Source organism: Rhizomicrobium sp. (assembly GCA_037200385.1).
Classification (GTDB): domain Bacteria; phylum Pseudomonadota; class Alphaproteobacteria; order Micropepsales; family Micropepsaceae; genus Rhizomicrobium.
On record JBBCGL010000001.1, the window covers coordinates 1,027,537 to 1,047,255 of the forward strand.

A 19,719-nucleotide genomic window follows, 5' to 3' on the forward strand; every position below is an offset into this window, starting at 1 on the left:
TGGCGCGGCGCTGCTTGCGCTTGCCCGGCTCGCCCTTCTTGTTCATGTAGTTGGCCTTCTTGAAGGTGACGGTCAGCGTGCCGCCCGCCTTCTCGACCGCTTCGCGGGCCCCGGCGGAGGCGCCGGCGACTTCGATGTCCAGCTTCGCGGTCAGCTCGCCCTTGCCGAGCAGGCGGACGCCGTCCTTGCTCTTGTGCACGATGCCGGCCTTGCGCAGCGTCTCGCCCGTGATCTTCTCGCCGGCGTCCAGCTTCTTGTCGTCGACGGCCTTCTGCAGGCGGCCGAGATTCAGCTCCGAGAACTGGTTCGCGAAGATGTTCTTGAAGCCGCGCTTGGGCATGCGCATGTGCAGCGGCATCTGGCCGCCTTCGAAGCCATGCACCTGGTTGCCGGTACGGGCCTTGGCGCCCTTGACGCCGCGTCCCGACGTCTTGCCGAGGCCGGAGGACGAGCCGCGGCCGACCTTGTGCTTGTGCTTGTGGGCACCGGGATTGTTGCGGATTTCGTTGAGCTTCATCTTCTTCTCCACTCGTCATGGCCGGGCTCGGCCCGGCCACCCATCCTGCCCGCGCCTGCGGGCGGATGAGACTTTCGTCACCTGGGTGGCCCGCATTCGCGGGCCATGACAGTTATTTCTTCTCTTCCACGACCTCGACCAGATGCTGGATCGACTTGATCATGCCGCGCACCGAAGGGGTGTCCTCCAGCGTGCGCGTGGCGTGCATCTTCTTCAGGCCGAGCCCGCGCAGGGTCGCGGCCTGGATGGCCGGCCGGCGCGCTGCGCTGCGCACCTGGCGGACGGTAACGGTCTTTTTCTTCTCGGCCATCTTACGGTCTCACTTGTATCGCCTGGATGCCCGCCTTCGCGGGCATGACAGATGGAGTTAGGCGCTCGCCTGCTCGCCCTTGTTGCCTTCGCGGCGCGCGATGATGTCCGTCACGCTGCGGCCGCGGCGCTGCGCCACCATGCGCGGCGACTGCTGGTTCATCAGCCCGTCGAAGATCGCCCGCACCATGTTGTACGGGTTGGACGAGCCCATCGACTTGCAGACGACGTCGCCGACGCCGAGCGCTTCGAACACCGCGCGCAGCGGACCGCCGGCGATCACGCCGGTACCGGCCGGCGCCGGACGCACGATCACCTTGCCGGCGCCGTGATGGCCGAACACGTCGTGATGCAGCGTGCGGCCGTCCTTCAGCGGCACGCGGATCAGCGACTTCTTGGCTTCCTCGGTCGCCTTGCGGATCGCCTCGGGCACTTCGCGCGCCTTGCCGTGGCCGTAGCCGACGCGGCCGCGCTGGTCGCCGACCACCACGAGCGCGGCGAAGCCGAAGCGGCGTCCGCCCTTCACCACCTTCGCGACGCGGTTGATGTGAACGAGCTTGTCGACGAACTCGTTGTCGCGCTCCTCGCGGTCGTTCCGGTGTTCCCGGCGGCCCCGACGCTCGCGGCCACCGCCGCCTTCACCTTCTTCACGTGCCATAGTCGTATGTCCTCAGAATTCCAGGCCGCCCTCGCGGGCAGCGTCGGCGAGCGCCTTGATGCGCCCGTGATAGATGTAGCCGCCGCGGTCGAACACGACCTGCTTGACGCCCTTGGCCAGCGCGCGTTCGGCGATCTTCTTGCCGACCGAACTCGCGGCCTCGACGTTCCAGGTCTTGGGCGCCTTGCCGTCCTTCTCGTTGGTCGAGGCGGCGGCGACGGTCGCCTGGTCGCGGTCGTCGATGATCTGCGCGTAGATGTGGCGGCCCGAGCGGAACACCGACAGGCGCGGACGCCCGTAAGCATGGCTCGTGAGCTTGAAGCGCGTGCGCTTCTGGCGGCGCTTGAACAGGGAGATCGTCATTTCTTCTTGCCTTCCTTGCGGCGGACATATTCGCCCTCGTACCGCACGCCCTTGCCCTTGTAGGGCTCCGGCTTGCGATAGGCGCGGATTTCGGCGGCGACCTGGCCGACGAGCTGCTTGTCCATCCCGGCGACGGTGAGGAGCGTGGGCTTCTCCGCCGTGATCGTGATGCCGTCCGGGATCGGATAGGCCACGTCGTGGCTGAAGCCGAGCTGCAGGTTCAGGTTCTTGCCCTGCACCGCGGCGCGGTAGCCGACGCCCTGGATCTCGAGCTTGGAGGTGAAGCCGGTGGTGACGCCGGTGACGAGGTTGTTCACCAGCGTGCGGGACATGCCCCACATCGCCCGCGCGCGATCCATCTCCTCGCGCGGCGTGACGGTGATGCCGTCCTCGCCGACCGACGCATCGACCTCGGCCACCAGCGTGACCTTGAGCTCGCCCTTGGGACCCTTCACGGAGACGGTCTTGCCGTTCACCGAGGCGGTTACGCCCTTGGGAAGCGGGACCGGCTTTTTGCCGATTCGTGACATCTATCGTTCTCCTAGAACACCTGGCAGAGGACTTCGCCGCCCACATTGGCGTCGCGGGCATGGGCGTCGGTCATCACGCCCTTGGGCGTGGAGACGATCGACACGCCAAGACCCTGACGATGGGGCTTGAGGTCCTTCACCGAGGTGTAGACGCGGCGGCCCGGCGTCGAGACCCGCTTGAGTTCGCGGATGACGGGCTGGCCTTCATGATATTTCAGCTCGATCTCGAGCTCGCGGGCGCCGGTCTTCAGCTCGACTTCGGTATAGCCGCGGATGAAGCCTTCGTCCTTGAGCACGTCGAGAAGACGGGCGCGCAGGCGCGAATTGGGGGATTTGATCTTGCCGAGGCCCCGCAACTGTCCGTTGCGGATGCGGGTCAGAAGATCGCCGACGGGATCGGTCATCGCCATGTCGTATGTGCTCCTTACCAGCTCGCCTTGGTCATGCCGGGGATCTGGCCGAAATTCGCCAGATCGCGCAGCGCGATACGCGACAGCTTGACCTTGCGGTAGTAACCCTTGGGACGTCCGCTGAGATCGCAGCGGTGATGGATGCGCACCTTGGACGAGTTGCGCGGCAGCTTGGCCAGCTTGAGGCGGGCCGCGAAGCGCTCCTCCGCCGGCAGCTTCATGTTGTCCGCCGTCGCCTTCAGCGCGGCGCGACGGACGGCGTATTGCGCCACCATCTTCTCGCGCTTCTTGTTGCGGTTGATCTGGCTGGTTTTCGCCATTGCGGTCGTCCTTACTTCACAAACGGGAACTGGAAGCCTTCGAGAAGCGCGCGCGCCTCTTCGTCGGTCTTCGCAGAGGTGTTGACGATGATGTCCATGCCCCAGACGGTCTCGGTCTTGTCGTAGTCGATCTCGACGAACACGATGTGCTCTTTCAGGCCCATGGCGTAGTTGCCCTTGCCGTCGAAGCTGTTCGGCTTGACGCCGCGGAAGTCGCGGACGCGAGGCAGCGCCATCGTGATCAGGCGGTCCATGAACTCGTACATCTGGTCGCGGCGCAGCGTGACCTTCACGCCCACGGGACGGCCGGCGGTGATCTTGAAGGTCGAGATCGCCTTCTTGGCCCGCGTGATGACGGCCTTCTGGCCGGCGATCGCGGTCAGGTCGTTGAGCGCGGCCTGGATCTTCTTGGTGTCCTGGCTGCCCTCGCCGGCGCCGATGTTCAGCACGATCTTGTTGACGCGCGGAACCTGCAGCATGTTCGAATAGCCGAACTTCTTCATCAGCTCGGGGCGGATCGTCTCGTGATAGCGCTTCTTGAAGCGCGGCACGTAGTCCGCATCGCGCGCGCGCTCGCCGACCTCGACCTTGGTTCCGGCGTTGACCTCGCGCTTGGCGCCCTTCTTGGCGCCCTTCGCGGCCTTGGCTTCCGCCCGCTCGGCTTCCTTGGGATTCTTGCTGCCTGCCTCAGACATCGATGACCTCACCGGACTTCTTGGCGAAACGCACCATCCGTCCGTCGTTCAATTGCTTCCAGCCGATGCGCGTCGCGCCGCCGTCCTTCGGATCGGCATGGGCGATGTTCGACATCGCGATCGGCGCTTCCTTGTTGACGATGCCGCCCTGGTCGCGCTGGGTCTGCTTCTGATGCTTCTTGACGACGTTCACGCCGGACACCAGCGCGCGGTTCTCGTCGGTGAAGATCTTCAGGACCTCGCCCTTCTTGCCCTTGTCGCGGCCGGCGATGACGACCACGCGGTCGCCTTTCTTGATCTTGGCGGGCATCTACAGCACCTCCGGGGCAAGCGAAATGATCTTCATCTGGTTCTTGGAGCGCAGCTCGCGCGTCACCGGTCCGAAGATGCGGGTGCCGATCGGCTCGCCCTGGGCGTTGATCAGCACCGCGGCATTGCCGTCGAAGCGGATCAGCGAGCCGTCGGGACGGCGCACGCCATGGGCGGTACGCACGACGACGGCTTTCAGGACCTCGCCCTTCTTCACGCGGCCGCGCGGAATCGCCTCCTTCACCGAGACGACGATGATGTCGCCGACCTCGGCGTAGCGGCGATGGCTGCCGCCCAGCACCTTGATGCACATGACCCGCTTGGCGCCGGAATTGTCGGCGACATCGAGTTCGGTGGACATCTGAATCATGTGTTCTACTCCGGTCCTGGGGCGCTTACTTGGCCACGCGCTCGAACGCTTCCCAGGTCTTCAGCTTGGAAAGCGGCCGGCACTCGCGGATGCGCACGATGTCGCCCGTCTTGTATTCGCCCTTCTCGTCATGGGCGTGGTACTTCTTCGAACGGCGCACGGTCTTCTTCATGACGGGATGGGTGAAACGGCGTTCCACCTTCACCACCACCGTCTTGGTGTTCTTGTCGCTGACCACGACGCCCTGCAGCACGCGCTTCGGCATAATTCAGTCCTCTAATCAGCCAGCCTTGCGGCGCTGCTCCGTCAAAATCGTTTCGATGCGCGCGATGGTCCGGCGGACGTCGCGCACGCGGTTGGTCTTCTCCAGCTGGCCGTTGGCGCGCTGGAAGCGGAGGTTGAACGCCTCCTTCTTCAGCTTCACCAGCTCGCTGCCCAGCTCGTCCGCGGTCTTGGCGCGGTAGTCCTCGGCCTTCGACGCGGTCTTCGCCGACGTCACCTTCGCAGCCTTGCTCTTCTTCTTCGCAGCCATCTCAGGCACCCACGCGTGCAATGAACTTGGTCGCGATCGACAGCTTGGCGGCGCCCAGGCGCATCGCCTCCTTGGCGGTCGCGTGGTCGACGCCGTCGACCTCGAACAGGATGCGGCCGGGCTTGATCTTGGCGACCCAGAATTCCGGCGCGCCCTTGCCCGAGCCCATGCGGACTTCGGCCGGCTTCTTCGACACCGGCACGTCGGGGAAGACGCGGATCCAGACGCGGCCGGCGCGCTTCATCTGGCGCGTGATGGCGCGGCGGGCCGCCTCGATCTCGCGCGCGGTGACGCGCTCGGGCTCCATGGCCTTCAGGCCGTAGGCGCCGAAGTTGAGCGCGGTGCCCTTCTTCGCGGCGCCGTGGATACGGCCCTTGAACTGCTTTCTGAACTTCGTGCGTTTGGGCTGAAGCATGGGTTTCTCTTATCGGGCTCTTAGCTTGCCGGCGCCGGCGCGGGTTGACGTTCGCGATCGCCACGGCCCTGGCCGCCGCGGCCCTGCTCGGCCTCGGCCATGCGCTTATCCTGGGCCATGGGATCGTGTTCCATGATCTCGCCCTTGAAGATCCAGACCTTCACGCCGCAGGTGCCGTAGGTCGTCTTCGCGGTGGCGACGCCGTAGTCGATGTCGGCGCGCAGCGTGTGCAGCGGAACGCGCCCTTCATGGTACCACTCGACGCGCGCGATCTCGGCGCCGCCGAGACGGCCGCCGCACTTGATGCGGATGCCGAGGGCGCCCAGGCGCTGGGCCGACTGCACGGCGCGCTTCATCACGCGGCGGAAGGCGACGCGGCGCTCGAGCTGCTGCGCGATGTTCTCGGCGACCAGCTTGGCATCGATCTCGGGCTTGCGGATCTCGACGATGTTGAGGTGCACCTCGTCGGAGGTGAACTTCTGCACGTCGCTCTTCAGCTTCTCGATGTCGGCGCCCTTCTTGCCGATCACCACGCCCGGACGGGCCGAGTGGATGGTGACGCGGCACTTCTTGTGCGGACGCTCGATGACGATCTTCGACACGCCGGCAGCCTTGAGCTTCTCGCTCAGGTACTCGCGGATCTTGATGTCTTCCTGCAGAAGACGGCCGAAATCCTTCTTGCCGGAATACCAGCGCGAGTCCCAGGTGCGATTGATGCCCAGGCGCAGGCCGATCGGATTGACTTTCTGACCCATCAGGCGGTCTCCTGCGCTGCCGTCTTGGCAGCTTGTTTCTTCGGTGCGGCCTTCTTGGACTTGGCCTTGCCCTTCGTCTTGGTCTCTTCGGCTTCCTCGCGCTTCTCCTCGACCACGATGGTGATCTGGGAGAATGGCTTGAGGATGCCTGCCCCGCGGCCGCGCGCGCGGGCCATGAAGCGCTTCATCACGAGGTTCTTGCCGACGCTGGCTTCCGAGATGATCAGATCGTCGACGTCGAGGTCGTGGTTGTTCTCCGCATTGGCGACCGCCGACTGCAGGACCTTCTTCACGACCTTGGCGACGCGCTTGGGCGAGAAGGTGAGCGCGTTGAGCGCCACCTCGACCTTCTTGCCGCGGATCGTCTGCGCCACGAGGTTCAGCTTGCGCGGGCTGGTGCGGATCATCGTGCCCACGGCTTTCGCCTGGGTGTCCGGCAGCACGCGGGCGCGGGATTGCTTGCCCATTACGACCTCTTCGCTTTCTTGTCGCCGCCGCCGGAATGGCCGGAGAAGGTGCGGGTCGGCGAGAACTCGCCGAGCTTGTGGCCGACCATGTCCTCGGTGATCAGCACCGGGATGTGCTTCTTGCCGTTGTAGACGCCGAAGGTGACGCCGACGAATTGCGGCAGGATGGTCGAGCGGCGCGACCAAGTCTTGATCACGTCCTTGCGGCCGGAATTGCGCGCAGCTTCAGCCTTTTTCAGGATGTAGCTGTCGACGAACGGGCCTTTCCAAATCGAACGAGTCATCTCTTAGCCCTGTGCCTTGCCTTTGCGGGTGCGGACGATGAACTTCGTCGTCCGCTTGTTCTTGCGCGTCTTGGCGCCCTTGGTCGGCTTGCCCCACGGCGTCACCGGATGGCGGCCGCCCTTGGTGCGGCCTTCGCCGCCGCCATGCGGATGGTCGATCGGGTTCATCGCGGTGCCGCGGACATGCGGCCGCCAGCCTTTCCACACGTTGCGACCGGCCTTGCCGATCACTTCGTTCATGTGGTCGGGGTTCGAGACCGCGCCCACCGTCGCCATGCAGGTCAACTGGACCTTGCGCACTTCGCCCGAGTTGAGGCGCAGCAGCGCATAGGCGCCGTCGCGGCCCAGATATTGGGCATAGGTGCCGGCGGAGCGCGCGACCTGGCCGCCCTTGCCCGGCTTCATCTCGATGTTGTGCACGATGGTGCCCACCGGCATCGCGGCGAGCGGCATCGCATTGCCCGGCTTCACGTCGACCTTCTCGCCCGACACGACGGTGTCGCCGACCGCCAGGCGCTGCGGCGCCAGGATATAAGCCAGCGTACCGTCCTTGTACTTGATCAGCGCGATGAAGGAGGTGCGGTTGGGATCATATTCCAGCCGGTCGACGATCGCAGGCTCGTTGAACTTGCGGCGCTTGAAATCGACGATGCGATAGCGCTGCTTGTGCCCGCCGCCCTGATAGCGCACCACGATGCGGCCGGTGTTGTTGCGGCCGCCCTTGGAATGCTTGCCCTCGGTCAGCGACTTGACCGGGCCGCCCTTGTGCAGGCCCGAACGGTCGATCAGCACCAGCTGGCGCTGACCGGGAGTCGTCGGGCGGAATTGTTTCAGCGCCATGGCTTACAGTCCCGTCGTGATGTCGATCTGCTGGCCCTCTTCGAGGGTCACGATCGCTTTCTTGAAATCGCTGCGCTTGTACGGCTTGCCGCGGGCGAGCTTCGTCTTGCCCTTGACCGTCACCGTGTTCACCGCCTTGACCTTCACCTTGAAGAGTTCGGCCACCGCGGCGGCGATCTTCGGCTTGGTCGCGCTCAGCGGCACGCGGAACACGACCTGGTTGGTCTCCGTCAGGCGGGTCGACTTCTCGGTGATGACCGGCGAGAGGATGACGTCGTGATGATAATGGGTGCTCATGCCAGGCGCTCCTCGATCGCGGTGATCGCCGCCTTGGTCAGCACCAGGGTCTCGCTGCGGACGATGTCGTAGACGTTGAGGCCGGCGGCCGGCAGCAGCGAGACATGGTTCAGGTTGCGCGCCGACAGCTCGAAATTCTTGTCGAAAGTGCCGTCGATCACGAGCACCTTGCTGAGGCCCAGCCCGGCGAACTGCTTGGCCAGGGCGCCGGTCTTGACGGCGGCGGACTTGGCCTCGTCGAGCACGACGATCGAGCCGGTCTTCTGCTTGGAGGACAGCGCGTGGCGCAGGCCCAGCGCGCGGACCTTCTTGGGCAGGTCGAATTCGTGGCTGTGCGAAACCGGGCCCATCGCCTTGGCGCCACCGACGAACAGCGGCGCGGAACGGGCGCCGTGACGGGCGGTGCCGCCGCCCTTCTGCTTGCCGACGCGGTGCTTGGTGCGGTTGACCTCGGCGCGGGTCAGCGTCTTGTGCTGGCCGGAGCGGCGCTTGGCGAGCTGCCAGACGACGACGCGCTGGATCAGGTCGGCACGCGGCTCGAGACCGTAGATCTCGTCCTTGAGCTCGACTTCGCCCGACGCCTTGTTGTCCAGATTGAGGACCTTGGTCTTCATCTTATGCCCCAACCTTCTCTTCGGGCGCCTTGGCCGGCGCGGCATCGCGCTTCTTCACCGAGCCGGGCACCGGCGAGTCCTTGTGCGGGCGCTTGACGGCGTCGCGCACCATGACCCAGCCGCCCTTGTGGCCGGGCACGGCGCCGCGGATCATGATCAGGCCGCGCTCGATGTCGACTTTCGCGACTTCGAGGTTCTGCGTCGTGACGTTCTCGTTGCCGTAATGGCCGTGCATCTTCTTGTTCTTGAAGGTCTTGCCCGGATCCTGGCGGCCGCCCGTGCCGCCCAGCGAGCGGTGCGAGATCGAGACGCCGTGCGACGCTTCGAGGCCGCGGAAATTCCAGCGCTTCATCGCGCCGGTGAAGCCGCGGCCGATGGTGACGCCCGAGACGTCCACCTTCTGGCCGACCACGAAATGGTCCGCCTGGATCAGGTCGCCGACCTCCAGCAGATTGCCGGCATCGACGCGGAATTCCGCAAGCTTGCGCTTGGGCTCCACTTCCGCCTTGGCGAAGTTGCCGCGATCGGCCTTCGTCAGGCGCTTGGCCTTGGCGAAACCCGAGCCGAGCTGCACCGCGGTGTAGCCGTCCTTCTCATCCGTACGCGTGGAGACGACCTGACAGCCATCCAGCTTGAGGACGGTGACGGGCACGTGCCGTCCATCGTCCAGAAACAGACGGGTCATGCCGACCTTCTGCGTGATGACGCCTGTGCGCATCGCGCTCACTCCTTAAAGCTTGATCTCGACGTCGACGCCGGCCGCAAGGTCGAGCTTCATCAAAGCGTCGACGGTCTGCGGCGTGGGATCGATGATGTCGAGGAGACGCTTGTGGGTCCGGATTTCGAACTGCTCGCGGCTCTTTTTGTCGATGTGCGGGGACCGGTTCACGGTGAAGCGCTCGATGCCGGTCGGCAAGGGGATGGGACCCCGAACCTGGGCGCCGGTGCGCTTGGCCGTGTTGACGATTTCCCGCGTCGAATTGTCGAGGATGCGGTGATCGAAGGCTTTCAGCCGGATGCGGATGTTTTGATTTTGCATGTCTTGAGACCTTCGATCCGTATTCCGCTTACTTCAGAATCTTGGCGACGACGCCCGAGCCGACGGTACGGCCGCCTTCGCGGATGGCGAAGCGCAGCTTCTCTTCCATCGCGATCGGCACGATCAGCTCGACCTCGATCGACACGTTGTCGCCCGGCATCACCATCTCGGTGCCTTCCGGAAGCTTCACGATCCCCGTCACGTCCGTCGTGCGGAAATAGAATTGCGGCCGGTAGTTCGCAAAGAACGGCGTGTGACGGCCGCCCTCGTCCTTCGTCAGGATGTAGACCTCCGCCGCGAAGTTCGTGTGCGGCGTCACCGAGCCCGGCTTGGCCAGGACCTGGCCGCGCTCCACGCCCTCGCGCTCCACGCCGCGCAGCAGCGCCCCGATATTGTCGCCCGCCTGGCCCTGGTCGAGCAGCTTGCGGAACATCTCGACGCCCGTCACCGTGGTCGAGCTGGTCGGGCGGATGCCGATGATCTCCACCGTCTCGCCCACCTTCACGATGCCGCGCTCGACGCGCCCCGTCACAACCGTGCCGCGGCCCGAGATCGAGAACACGTCCTCGATCGGCATCAGGAAGGGCTGGTCGATCGGACGCTCCGGCTGCGGGATGTAGGCGTCGACCGCCTCCATCAGCTTGAGGATCGCGTCGTGGCCCATCTCCTTGTTCTTGTCTTCCAGCGCCATCAGCGCCGAGCCCCGGATGATCGGGATGTCGTCGCCCGGGAAGCTGTAGGACGAGAGGAGCTCGCGCACCTCCATCTCCACAAGCTCCAGGAGCTCCGGATCGTCGACCATGTCGCACTTGTTCAGGAACACCACCAGCGCCGGCACGCCGACCTGACGCGCCAGCAGGATGTGCTCACGGGTCTGCGGCATCGGGCCGTCGGCCGCCGACACCACCAGGATGCCGCCGTCCATCTGGGCCGCGCCCGTGATCATGTTCTTCACATAGTCGGCGTGCCCGGGGCAGTCGACATGCGCGTAGTGCCGGTTCGCCGTCTCGTACTCGACATGCGCCGTCGAGATCGTGATGCCGCGCGCCTTCTCTTCCGGCGCCTTGTCGATCTGGTCGTACGCCGTGAACGTCGCCCCGCCCGTCTCCGCCAGGATCTTCGTGATCGCGGCCGTCAACGACGTCTTGCCATGGTCCACATGGCCGATCGTCCCGATGTTGCAATGCGGCTTGTTACGCTCGAATTTGGCCTTCGCCATAGGTCTCTCCGTATACTGACGGTTATGGTTTTACTTACGCGTATTTCGCTTTGATCTCGTCCGCGATGTTCTGCGGCACCTGGCTGTAGTGGTCGAACTCCATCGAGTAGTTCGCGCGGCCCTGGGTCTGGGAGCGGAGCTGGTTGATGTAGCCGAACATGTTGGCGAGCGGCACCATGGCCGAGATGACCGAGGCGTTGCCTCTGGAGTCCTGGCCCTGCACCTGGCCGCGACGGCCGAGCAGATCGCCGATGACGCCGCCGGTGAACTCGTCCGGCGTCACGACCTCGACCTTCATGATCGGCTCGAGCAGCTTGACCGCACCCTTGCTCGCGAGCTCGCGGAACGCCGCGCGCGCCGCGATGTCGAAGGTCAGCGCGTTCGAGTCCACCTCGTGATACTTGCCGTCGGTCAGCGTCGCCTTGAAGTCGATCACCGGGAAGCCGGCGAGCAGGCCGGATTCCTTCTGCGCCCGGAGGCCCTTCTCGACCGAGGGGATGAATTCCTTCGGGATCGAGCCGCCGACGACGTCGTTCTCGAACACGAAGCCGGCACCCGGCTCCAGCGGCTCGAAATCGATCGACACTTCGGCGAACTGGCCCGACCCGCCGGTCTGCTTCTTGTGGGTGTACTTGATCGAGACCGGCTTGCTCAGCGTCTCGCGATAGGCGACCTGCGGCGCGCCGACATTGGCATCGACCTTGTAGGTGCGCTTGAGGATGTCGACCTTGATCTCGAGATGAAGCTCGCCCATGCCCTTGAGGATGGTCTGGCCGGAGTCCTGGTCGGTCGAGACGCGGAAGGAGGGATCCTCCTGCGCCAGGCGGACGAGCGCCATGCCCATCTTCTCCTGGTCGGCCTTGGTCTTGGGCTCGATCGCGACCTCGATGACCGGATCGGGGAATTCCATGCGCTCCAGGATCACCGGATTGTTGGGATCGCACAGCGTCTCGCCGGTGGTCGTGAGCTTGAGGCCCGCGAGCGCGACGATGTCGCCGGCATAGGCTTCCTTCACGTCTTCGCGGCTGTTCGCATGCATCAGGAGCATGCGGCCGACACGCTCGGTCTTGTCCTTGACCGAGTTGAGCGCGCCGGTGCCCGAATTGATCACGCCCGAATAGACGCGCACGAAGGTGATCGAGCCGACGAAGGGGTCGTCCATGATCTTGAAGGCAAGACCGGCGAACGGCGCCTTGTCGTCGGCGGGACGCTCGACTTCATTGCCCTTCAGATCGGTGCCCTTGACCGGCGGGATGTCGAGCGGCGACGGCAGATAGTCGACGACGGCGTCGAGCAGAGGCTGCACGCCCTTGTTCTTGAAGGCCGAGCCGCACATCACCGGCACGAAGGCGAACGCCATCGCGCCCTTGCGGATACAGCGCTTGAGGTCGGCTTCCGACGGCTCCTGGCCGTCGAGATAGGCCGTCATCACGTCGTCGTCCTGCTCGACCGCCATGTCGACCAGCGCGGCGCGAAGCTGCTTGGCCTTGTCAGCATATTCGGCCGGAATCTCGACCTCGTCGAATTTCGCGCCGAGCTGCTCGTCGTGCCAGACGAGCGCCTTCATCTTGACGATGTCGACGATGCCCTTGAATTCGGCTTCCGCGCCGATCGGCCAGGTGATGACCATCGGGCGGGTGCCCAGGCGATCGATCATCATGTCGATGCAGCGCTGGAAGTCGGCGCCGGTGCGGTCCATCTTGTTGACGAAGCAGATGCGCGGCACGTGATACTTGTCGGCCTGGCGCCACACGGTCTCGGACTGCGGCTCGACGCCGGCGACGGCGTCGAACACGGCGACCGCGCCGTCGAGCACGCGCATGGAACGCTCGACCTCGATCGTGAAGTCCACGTGGCCGGGCGTGTCGATGATGTTGATCCGGTGGTCTTTCCAGAAGCACGTCGTCGCGGCGGAGGTGATCGTGATGCCGCGCTCCTGCTCCTGCTCCATGAAGTCCATCGTGGCGGCGCCGTCATGGACTTCACCGATCTTATGGGACTTGCCGGTGTAGTAGAGGATGCGCTCGGTCGTCGTCGTCTTGCCGGCATCGATATGCGCGGCAATGCCGATATTGCGATAATGGTCGAGCGGGGTGACGCGGGGCATGGGAGACTCTCTAATTCCTTACCAGCGGTAGTGGGAGAACGCGCGATTGGCGTCCGCCATCTTGTGCGTGTCTTCACGCTTCTTCACGGCGGTGCCGCGGTTGTTGGCGGCGTCGAGCAGCTCGCCCGACAGGCGGCCGGTCATCGTCGGCTCGTTGCGGCCGCGGGCGGCGGTGATCAGCCAGCGGATCGCCAGCGCGCGGGCGCGGTCGGTGCGGACTTCGACCGGCACCTGATAGGTGGCGCCGCCGACACGGCGGGACTTCACCTCGATGGCGGGGGCGACGTTGCGCAGGGCTTCGTGGAAGACCTGGATCGGGTCGGTCTTGGTCTTGGCTTGGATCGTATCGAACGCGCCATAGATGATGCCTTCGGCGGCGGACTTCTTGCCGTCATACATCAGGCTGTTCATGAACTTGGCGAGCACGAGATCGCCATACTTGGCGTCCGGGGTGATCTCTCGCTTGTCGGCGCGGCGGCGACGGGACATCTGATGCTCTCCTTACTTCGGACGCTTGGCGCCATACAGCGAACGGCGCTGCTTGCGGTCCTTGACGCCCTGCGTGTCGAGCACGCCGCGGATGATGTGATAGCGAACGCCCGGAAGGTCCTTCACGCGGCCGCCGCGGATCAGCACGACGCTGTGCTCCTGCAGGTTGTGGCCTTCGCCGGGGATGTAGGAGAGGGCTTCATAGCCGTTGGTCAGGCGAACCTTGGCCACCTTGCGAAGCGCCGAGTTCGGCTTCTTCGGGGTCACGGTGTAGACGCGGGTGCAGACCGCGCGCTTCTGCGGGCAGCCCTGAAGGGCCGGCACCTTGTTGCGCTTGGGCTTCTCGCCGCGTGGCTTGCGGATCAGCTGATTGATCGTCGGCATTCGCTCTTCCGTTTTTGCGCGGCAAGCCGCGCGGATCTCTTTGGCCGTGGCGCCCATCGCCCAAGCCGAAACAAAAGTCCGGTGCCGGCCCACTGGGCCCGCCCCGGTACACGCGGAGGACTTGGAGACCGGCCCCGAGTCGCGCGATTCGCGTTCTAAACTGGCTTTCCGACAGCGTTTTGGCGATTTCCCGCCGACGGCCTGTCACTGAAAGGTGGCGCTATGTATACGCGGTCGCGGGAAGGGTCAAGCACGGAAAGCAAGGAAATGTCGTCCCCATTCCGCCTGGAAGTTCCACCGACGCGCGGGCAGCAGATGCCGCCGCGCCGCGTCTCACCTTATATAGCGTATGGCGCGTGACCAGCCGGCGCCGTCTGGCGGTTCTTGTGCGGTCTCGACCGGTCGAAGTGCCGGCAGGCCTTGAGTGATTCCGGTTCCCGGCGTGGTTCCAAGGCGCTCCCCGCCCAGTTTCAGAGCAGTGCGATGACCTCACGCACTGCCATCGCGCCCAGGACGAAGGTCGACAGCGCGAACACCCCGAAGCGGACCGGCACGGCATTGACCGTGTTCTGGACCAGGGAGTGCAGGACGCGCAGCGCGACATAGGCCCAGGCGAGATAGATATGCGTCAGGTCGCTATGGGCCGCGAGCACGATGTAGAAGACCATCGCGTAGAAGATGGTCGGCTGCTCCATCAGATGATTGTAGTTGTCGGCGACCTGACGGACGCCCGAGGGAAGGCTGTCCAGCGCGCCGGGATGGCGCGCGAGCTGGGGATCGATCTTCGCGGCCTGGATCGCCGGAAGGCGCGTCGCGTACATCCAGACCCAGACGATCAGCGACCAGACGATCAGCGCCAGCACCGGCGTCAGCATGGATGTCATTTCGATCCTCCCCGTTCGGCGCGCAGCCTAATGCGAGTCGCGCCGCCGCGGATCCGGGCGCGCTCGAGCAGCCCGAGCGACACCATCTGTGGCCTGTCATGGCCGGCAGCGCCGGCAGTCAGCCATGCGCGCTTCTGTTTGCCCCTGCGCTGATATTGCAACTAATTCGCATTGACTTGGTCCGCTCGGCCAGTATGGTCCCGAAAGTTGCGAACGATTATCAATTCGGCACTGAGGGATCCAGCAGACATGACTTCGTCCAAGACGAGCGAGACGTTCGTGCGTACCGCCATCGGCCTGACCGGCGTCGGGCTTTCATCGCTGGCGGCGACGGGCGCGGCGCAGGCCGACACCGCCACCGACGTGCACAGCGTCGAGACCGTGGTGGTCACGCAGCGGCGGACCGCGATCGACCTGCTGCCGGGCAAGATCCTCGACACGCCGCAATCGATCAACGTCATCCCCGCGGAGGTGATCAAGAGCCAGGGCGTGCACAGCCTGGCGGACGCGCTGAAGAACGTGCCGGGCATCACGCTGAACGCGGGCGAAGGCGGCACGCATGGCGACCTCGTGAACATCCGCGGCTTCTCGGCCGGCGACGACTATTTCATGGACGGGCTGCGCGACACCGGCCTCTATGACCGCGACGTGTTCGATTACGAATCCATCGAGGTCTACAAGGGCCCCGCCTCGACGCTGTTCGGCCGCGGCTCGACCGGCGGCGTGATCAACCAGGTGCTGAAGGCGCCGCAGCTGTTTCCGATCTACGATTTCGCGGCGACCGGCGGCACCAATGGCGAGGCCCGCGGCACCGCCGACATCAATGTCGTGCTCGGCGACGACGCGGCCCTGCGCGTCAACCTGATGGGCCAGCGCGACAATTATGAAGGCCGCCCCTTCGCGCGCAACCAGCGCTTCGGCGTGGCGCCGTCCATCGCCTTCGGCCTGGGCACCGACACGGTGTTCACGCTGAAATACCTGCACCAGCAGGAAGACAACATCCCCGACTACGGCATCCCGTTCCTGTTCGACAAGCCGGCGCCGGCGGCGCAGGACACGTTCTACGGCCTGCCGGGCGACGACCGCTTCAAGAGCGAAGTCGACGTCGTGACGGGACGTTTCGAGCACAAGTTCGACGATACCTGGTCGATGAGCGACACGGTGCGCTACGGCCATTACTGGTTCGATTCGCGGCAGACCGCGGCGATCTACGGCTCGGCCAATTGCTTCACCTCGGCCGCGACGCCGGGCTTCTTCGCCGGTGCACCGCTCTGCGCGGGCGTGGCGCATCCCACGCCGGTTTCGGTCACGCCCGGCTCCTACAATCCGTATTTCCCCGTGGCCGGGACGCCGGTCGACGCCGTCTTCGTGCTGCGCGACAGGCCGAGCTCCAAGGGCACCATCGCGACGGCGATGAACGACCTGAACGTCACCGCGAAGTTCGCGACCGGCGCGCTGGATCACGTCGTGACGTTCGGCTCGCAATACGACAATGAGAGCGCCGACCTGACGCGGTTCGTCAACCAGGACGTTTCGATCCTGCCGCAGCCCGTCCTGTCGCCCGATCCGCTGGAAGCCTTCCCCGGCACGCAGACGACCGTCAACCAGACGCCGGTCACCAAGACCAACACGACCGGCCTCTACGCGACGGACACGGTCAATTGGGGTCCGCAATGGTCGCTGACCGCGGCCATCCGCTTCGACAGCTTCCGCGTGCGCTACGACCAGAGCTTCGGCAGCAAGCCGGCGCACTTCTCGCACACCGACGACATCTGGAGCCCGCGCGCCGCGCTGGTCTACAAGCCGACGGCGGACACCAGCGTGTATTTCTCCTACGGCACCTCGTTCAATCCGTCGGCGGAAAGCCTCTCGCTGTCGGCGACCAACCAGGCGCTGCCGCCCGAGAAGGACAGGACCTTCGAGATCGGCGGCAAGGCGCAGGTGCTGGACGGGCTGCTGTCGCTGACGGCCGCGGTGTTCAACACCGAGATGACCAATGCGCGCATCTCCGATCCGACCAACCCGACGCTCCAGACGCTGGCGGGCACGGAGCGCGTCAACGGCTTCGAGCTCGGCGCCCAGGGCCGCATCACCGAGAACTGGGAGATCGTCGCCGGTTATACCTATCTGGATCCGACCGCGGTCGGGCTCGCCGGCGTGGGCGTGCATGGGCCTATCCCCAACACGGCGCACAACCAGGCGAATCTCTGGACGAGCTACGATTTCGACGACGGCCTGAAGCTCGGCACCGGGGTCAATTATGTCGGCATGCGCAGGGCGGGGACCGACAACGGCACCGTTCCGGGCACGATCCTGACGGCGACGGTGCCGGGCTATGTGACGTGGGACGGCATGATCGGCTACCAGTTCAACGACACGTTCGGCCTGCAGCTCAATGCCTACAACTTGACGGACGAGTTCTACTTTGCGAACTCGTACTTCACGAAGCCGAACGAGAACCACGCGGTTCCCGGTCCGGGACGCACCTTCCTGCTGACCGCGACGGCATCGCTGTAAAGGACGCCATGCTGCTCCATGTCCCCAATGTGCTGACGCAGGACGAACTGGCCGCGGTCCGGCAACGTCTCGCGGCGGCGCAATGGGGCGATGGGCGCATGACGGCGGGCCATCAGTCGGCCAAGGTGAAGGCCAATCTGCAGCTGCCCGAGAACAGCGCCGACGCGCGCGAGCTCGGGCAGCTTGTCGTCAAGGCGCTGGAGCGCAGCCCGCTCTTCATGTCGGCCGCCCTGCCCGTCTTCGTCTATCCGCCGCTGTTCAACCGCTATGAAGAGGGCATGAATTTCGGGCCGCATGTCGACAATGCGATCCGGCCGGTGCCCGGAACGGCGCGGCGGCTGCGCACCGACGTCTCCGCGACGCTCTTCCTCAGCGCGCCCGCAGATTATGACGGCGGCGAGCTGATCGTGCAGGACACCTATGGCACGCACAGCGTCAAGCTGCCGGCGGGCGACCTGATCGTCTATCCCGCAACCAGCCTGCACCGCGTCGCGCCGGTGACGCGCGGCAGCCGCGTCGCCTCGTTCTTCTGGATCCAGAGCATCGTCAAGGACGATGCCGAGCGGCAGATGTTGTTCGATCTCGACCGCTCGATCATCGAGCTGTCGCAGAGCGCGGCGGAGAGCCCCGCGGTGCTGCGCCTGACGGCGCTCTACCACAACCTGGTGCGCAAATGGGGCGAGCCGAGTTGAACGCGCCCAGCGCCACCGATGCCTGGCGCGTCGCGGCGCTGACCATGATGCCGCCGGAGCAACTGCGCGCCCTGCTCGGCGGCGACCCAGGCGAGGCCGCGGCCTGGGTGCAGGCGGCGGCGGCCTGCGGCATCCCGGAGGCGCAGGTCCGGCTCGGCCGCATGCTGCTGGAGGGACAAGGCGTGGCGCAGGATGCGCGCGCGGCCTTCGCCTGCTTCCTCAGCGCGGCGCAGAGCGGCGATGCGGATGCCTGCAACATGCTGGGACGGGCCTTCGAGAACGGCTGGGGCACGGCGCCCGATCTCCCGCGCGCCGCGGCGCATTACGCGCAGGCCGCCGAGGCGGGGCATGCCTGGGGGCAATACAATCTCGGGCATCTGCTGCTCGACGGAAACGGCGTGGCGCAGGATCGCGACGCGGCGTTCCTCTGGTACATGCGGGCCGCGACGCAAGGCCATGCGCGCGCGATGAACCTCGTGGCGCGCTGCTTCGAGGAAGGCTGGGGCGTGGCGCGCGACCGCAACGCGGCGCGCAACTGGTATCGCAAATCGGCCGAGGGCGGCTATTTCCGCGGCGCCTACAACTATGCGACGATCATCGGCGCCGAGGGCTGCATCGCCGGCGCGGTGCTGTGGTTCCGCCGGGCGCTCGACACGGCGACCGAGCCGACGCGGAGCAATCTCGCGGCGGCGCTGCGCCGGCATCCGGATGCACGGGTGCGGGCGCTGGTCTAAGCGCGCGCGAACAGGTCGCGCGGCCTTCCGGCGATCACGCTTTCGAAATCCAGCAGGGCGCGCTTGAGCGGCAGCCCGCCGCCGAAACCGACCAGCGCGCCGTCGGCGCCGACCACGCGATGGCACGGCACGACCAGCGGGATCGGATTGCGGTTGCAAGCGACGCCGACGGCGCGCGCCGCTTCCGGTCCGCCGCCGAGGCTCTTGGCGATGGCGCCGTAGGATAGCGTCTCGCCGAACGGGATCGCGAGCATCGCGGACCACACGCCGCGCTCGAAATCGCTGCCCTCTTCGATGTGCAGCGGAAGGTCGAACGCCGTGCGCGTGCCTTCGCAATATTCGGCGACCTGGGCGCGGACGGGCGCGAGCGCCGCGTCGTCCTCGATGCCGCCGAACGGGCGGCGGCGCACATCGGCATGCAGCCAGTAGCGCACGAGGCGGCCGTCAGCGTCGATCGCGGCAGCCTGACGGCCGAACCGCGTGTCGAAAGCGCTCCAGCGATAAAGCGGCTCGTCGGTCATGGACGGAAGATGGCGCGCGGGGGCGCGATCTTCCACCCAAAACTTGCTGTCGAGGTCCGAAAACGGCCAGCGCTCTATTCGGCGGGCGGCTGCCAGAGCTCGATCTTCGTGCCGTCGGGATCGAGGATCCAGGCGAACTTGCCCATGCCCTCCATCTCCTGGCGGCCGTTCACCGCGACGCCCTTGGCCTCGAGGCCGGCAAGGAAGGCATCCAGGTCGTCAACCGCGAAATTGATCATGAACTCGCGCGACGACGGCTGGAAATGGCCGGAGTCCTTGTTGAACGGCGACCACACCGCATAGCCCGGGCCGCCACCTTGCGTGCCGATCATCGCGCCGCCCCAGTCTTCGACGCCGATGCCGAGCGTGTCGCGATACCACGCGGTGAGCGCCTTGGGGTCCGGGCTGTGGAAGAACACCCCGCCGATTGCCGTGATCCGTGCCATCG

Annotated in this window: 29 protein-coding genes and 2 pseudogenes; 3 read left to right on the forward strand and 28 right to left on the reverse strand. The window is 65.7% G+C overall.

The features are described 5' to 3' along the window. Nucleotides 1-76: 76 nt before the first annotated feature. From rplO to WDM91_05100, 26 genes and pseudogenes are all read right to left on the reverse strand, one after another. A pseudogene (gene rplO, locus WDM91_04975) lies at nucleotides 77-517 on the reverse strand (50S ribosomal protein L15). A gap of 112 nt (nucleotides 518-629) precedes the next feature. After that, a complete protein-coding gene (gene rpmD, locus WDM91_04980; GenBank protein ID MEI9993926.1) occupies nucleotides 630-827 on the reverse strand; it encodes a 50S ribosomal protein L30 in 198 nt (65 codons plus the stop codon). Nucleotides 828-884: 57 nt separating this feature from the next. Beyond that, a complete protein-coding gene (gene rpsE / locus WDM91_04985) occupies nucleotides 885-1,484 on the reverse strand; it encodes a 30S ribosomal protein S5 (GenBank protein MEI9993927.1) in 600 nt (199 codons plus the stop codon). A 12-nt stretch (nucleotides 1,485-1,496) separates the two neighbouring features. Continuing rightward, nucleotides 1,497-1,847 (reverse strand): 50S ribosomal protein L18, encoded by a 351-nt coding sequence (rplR, locus tag WDM91_04990; GenBank protein ID MEI9993928.1) that lies wholly within the window; start codon nucleotides 1,845-1,847, stop codon nucleotides 1,497-1,499. Further along, nucleotides 1,844-2,377 carry a 50S ribosomal protein L6 gene (gene rplF / locus WDM91_04995; protein MEI9993929.1) on the reverse strand — a complete coding sequence of 178 codons (534 nt, stop codon included), beginning with the start codon at nucleotides 2,375-2,377 and terminating at the stop codon, nucleotides 1,844-1,846. Before rplF ends, rplR begins: the two co-directional genes overlap by 4 nt. Before the next feature lie 11 nt (nucleotides 2,378-2,388). Beyond that, nucleotides 2,389-2,787, reverse strand: coding sequence for a 30S ribosomal protein S8 (gene rpsH, locus WDM91_05000; GenBank protein MEI9993930.1), 399 nt, complete (start codon nucleotides 2,785-2,787; stop codon nucleotides 2,389-2,391). A 14-nt stretch (nucleotides 2,788-2,801) separates the two neighbouring features. Further along, a complete protein-coding gene (gene rpsN, locus WDM91_05005) occupies nucleotides 2,802-3,107 on the reverse strand; it encodes a 30S ribosomal protein S14 (GenBank protein MEI9993931.1) in 306 nt (101 codons plus the stop codon). 11 nt (nucleotides 3,108-3,118) lie between these two features. Further along, nucleotides 3,119-3,658 carry a 50S ribosomal protein L5 gene (rplE, locus tag WDM91_05010; GenBank protein MEI9993932.1) on the reverse strand — a complete coding sequence of 180 codons (540 nt, stop codon included), beginning with the start codon at nucleotides 3,656-3,658 and terminating at the stop codon, nucleotides 3,119-3,121. Nucleotides 3,659-3,794: 136 nt separating this feature from the next. Beyond that, nucleotides 3,795-4,112, reverse strand: coding sequence for a 50S ribosomal protein L24 (rplX, locus tag WDM91_05015; protein ID MEI9993933.1), 318 nt, complete (start codon nucleotides 4,110-4,112; stop codon nucleotides 3,795-3,797). After that, nucleotides 4,113-4,481 (reverse strand): 50S ribosomal protein L14, encoded by a 369-nt coding sequence (rplN, locus tag WDM91_05020; GenBank protein ID MEI9993934.1) that lies wholly within the window; start codon nucleotides 4,479-4,481, stop codon nucleotides 4,113-4,115. It abuts the gene before it with no gap. A 25-nt stretch (nucleotides 4,482-4,506) separates the two neighbouring features. Further along, nucleotides 4,507-4,746, reverse strand: a complete 240-nt coding sequence (rpsQ, locus tag WDM91_05025) for a 30S ribosomal protein S17 (protein ID MEI9993935.1) — start codon at nucleotides 4,744-4,746, stop codon at nucleotides 4,507-4,509. A 15-nt stretch (nucleotides 4,747-4,761) separates the two neighbouring features. Next, nucleotides 4,762-5,013, reverse strand: coding sequence for a 50S ribosomal protein L29 (gene rpmC / locus WDM91_05030; GenBank protein MEI9993936.1), 252 nt, complete (start codon nucleotides 5,011-5,013; stop codon nucleotides 4,762-4,764). A 1-nt stretch (nucleotide 5,014) separates the two neighbouring features. Continuing rightward, nucleotides 5,015-5,428, reverse strand: coding sequence for a 50S ribosomal protein L16 (rplP, locus tag WDM91_05035; GenBank protein MEI9993937.1), 414 nt, complete (start codon nucleotides 5,426-5,428; stop codon nucleotides 5,015-5,017). 20 nt (nucleotides 5,429-5,448) lie between these two features. Beyond that, nucleotides 5,449-6,183, reverse strand: a complete 735-nt coding sequence (gene rpsC / locus WDM91_05040; protein ID MEI9993938.1) for a 30S ribosomal protein S3 — start codon at nucleotides 6,181-6,183, stop codon at nucleotides 5,449-5,451. Between the two features lie 101 nt (nucleotides 6,184-6,284). Continuing rightward, nucleotides 6,285-6,590 (reverse strand): annotated as a pseudogene (gene rplV / locus WDM91_05045) (50S ribosomal protein L22). A gap of 59 nt (nucleotides 6,591-6,649) precedes the next feature. After that, on the reverse strand, nucleotides 6,650-6,934 hold the full coding sequence (gene rpsS / locus WDM91_05050) for a 30S ribosomal protein S19 (GenBank protein ID MEI9993939.1): 285 nt from the start codon (nucleotides 6,932-6,934) through the stop codon (nucleotides 6,650-6,652). A 3-nt stretch (nucleotides 6,935-6,937) separates the two neighbouring features. After that, the gene (gene rplB / locus WDM91_05055) at nucleotides 6,938-7,774 is read right to left on the reverse strand and encodes a 50S ribosomal protein L2 (protein ID MEI9993940.1); all 837 of its coding nucleotides are present in this window, start codon (nucleotides 7,772-7,774) and stop codon (nucleotides 6,938-6,940) included. A 3-nt stretch (nucleotides 7,775-7,777) separates the two neighbouring features. Then, entirely contained in the window at nucleotides 7,778-8,071 is a 294-nt protein-coding gene (locus WDM91_05060) for a 50S ribosomal protein L23 (protein MEI9993941.1), read from the reverse strand. Beyond that, nucleotides 8,068-8,685 carry a 50S ribosomal protein L4 gene (gene rplD, locus WDM91_05065; protein MEI9993942.1) on the reverse strand — a complete coding sequence of 206 codons (618 nt, stop codon included), beginning with the start codon at nucleotides 8,683-8,685 and terminating at the stop codon, nucleotides 8,068-8,070. Before rplD ends, WDM91_05060 begins: the two co-directional genes overlap by 4 nt. Before the next feature lies 1 nt (nucleotide 8,686). After that, the gene (gene rplC, locus WDM91_05070; GenBank protein ID MEI9993943.1) at nucleotides 8,687-9,403 is read right to left on the reverse strand and encodes a 50S ribosomal protein L3; all 717 of its coding nucleotides are present in this window, start codon (nucleotides 9,401-9,403) and stop codon (nucleotides 8,687-8,689) included. Between the two features lie 12 nt (nucleotides 9,404-9,415). Then, complete coding sequence (rpsJ, locus tag WDM91_05075; protein ID MEI9993944.1) at nucleotides 9,416-9,724, reverse strand: 30S ribosomal protein S10; 309 nt, start codon at nucleotides 9,722-9,724, stop codon at nucleotides 9,416-9,418. A 28-nt stretch (nucleotides 9,725-9,752) separates the two neighbouring features. Continuing rightward, nucleotides 9,753-10,943, reverse strand: a complete 1,191-nt coding sequence (gene tuf, locus WDM91_05080) for an elongation factor Tu (GenBank protein ID MEI9993945.1) — start codon at nucleotides 10,941-10,943, stop codon at nucleotides 9,753-9,755. Nucleotides 10,944-10,977: 34 nt separating this feature from the next. Further along, on the reverse strand, nucleotides 10,978-13,050 hold the full coding sequence (gene fusA / locus WDM91_05085) for an elongation factor G (GenBank protein ID MEI9993946.1): 2,073 nt from the start codon (nucleotides 13,048-13,050) through the stop codon (nucleotides 10,978-10,980). Nucleotides 13,051-13,068: 18 nt separating this feature from the next. Continuing rightward, nucleotides 13,069-13,539 carry a 30S ribosomal protein S7 gene (rpsG, locus tag WDM91_05090; protein ID MEI9993947.1) on the reverse strand — a complete coding sequence of 157 codons (471 nt, stop codon included), beginning with the start codon at nucleotides 13,537-13,539 and terminating at the stop codon, nucleotides 13,069-13,071. A 12-nt stretch (nucleotides 13,540-13,551) separates the two neighbouring features. Further along, a complete protein-coding gene (gene rpsL / locus WDM91_05095; GenBank protein MEI9993948.1) occupies nucleotides 13,552-13,923 on the reverse strand; it encodes a 30S ribosomal protein S12 in 372 nt (123 codons plus the stop codon). A 470-nt stretch (nucleotides 13,924-14,393) separates the two neighbouring features. Beyond that, the gene (locus tag WDM91_05100; protein MEI9993949.1) at nucleotides 14,394-14,807 is read right to left on the reverse strand and encodes an MAPEG family protein; all 414 of its coding nucleotides are present in this window, start codon (nucleotides 14,805-14,807) and stop codon (nucleotides 14,394-14,396) included. 249 nt (nucleotides 14,808-15,056) lie between these two features. On the opposite strand from WDM91_05100, the gene WDM91_05105 reads away from it, so the two are divergent. From WDM91_05105 to WDM91_05115, 3 genes are read left to right on the forward strand one after another with little or no spacing between them, the layout of a single operon-like run. Further along, on the forward strand, nucleotides 15,057-17,324 hold the full coding sequence (locus tag WDM91_05105; GenBank protein MEI9993950.1) for a TonB-dependent siderophore receptor: 2,268 nt from the start codon (nucleotides 15,057-15,059) through the stop codon (nucleotides 17,322-17,324). Between the two features lie 8 nt (nucleotides 17,325-17,332). Beyond that, nucleotides 17,333-18,016: a Fe2+-dependent dioxygenase gene (locus WDM91_05110; protein ID MEI9993951.1), complete on the forward strand. Its 684-nt coding sequence runs from the start codon at nucleotides 17,333-17,335 to the stop codon at nucleotides 18,014-18,016. After that, on the forward strand, nucleotides 18,013-18,750 hold the full coding sequence (locus WDM91_05115; protein ID MEI9993952.1) for a tetratricopeptide repeat protein: 738 nt from the start codon (nucleotides 18,013-18,015) through the stop codon (nucleotides 18,748-18,750). Before WDM91_05110 ends, WDM91_05115 begins: the two co-directional genes overlap by 4 nt. On the opposite strand, the gene WDM91_05120 is transcribed toward WDM91_05115, so the two are convergent. Both WDM91_05120 and WDM91_05125 read right to left on the reverse strand, forming a co-directional pair. Continuing rightward, entirely contained in the window at nucleotides 18,747-19,271 is a 525-nt protein-coding gene (locus WDM91_05120; protein ID MEI9993953.1) for a methylated-DNA--[protein]-cysteine S-methyltransferase, read from the reverse strand. The two genes, WDM91_05115 and WDM91_05120, sit on opposite strands and share 4 nt — an antisense overlap. Before the next feature lie 74 nt (nucleotides 19,272-19,345). Beyond that, on the reverse strand, nucleotides 19,346-19,717 hold the full coding sequence (locus WDM91_05125) for a VOC family protein (GenBank protein MEI9993954.1): 372 nt from the start codon (nucleotides 19,715-19,717) through the stop codon (nucleotides 19,346-19,348). Between the last annotated feature and the right edge of the window lie 2 nt (nucleotides 19,718-19,719).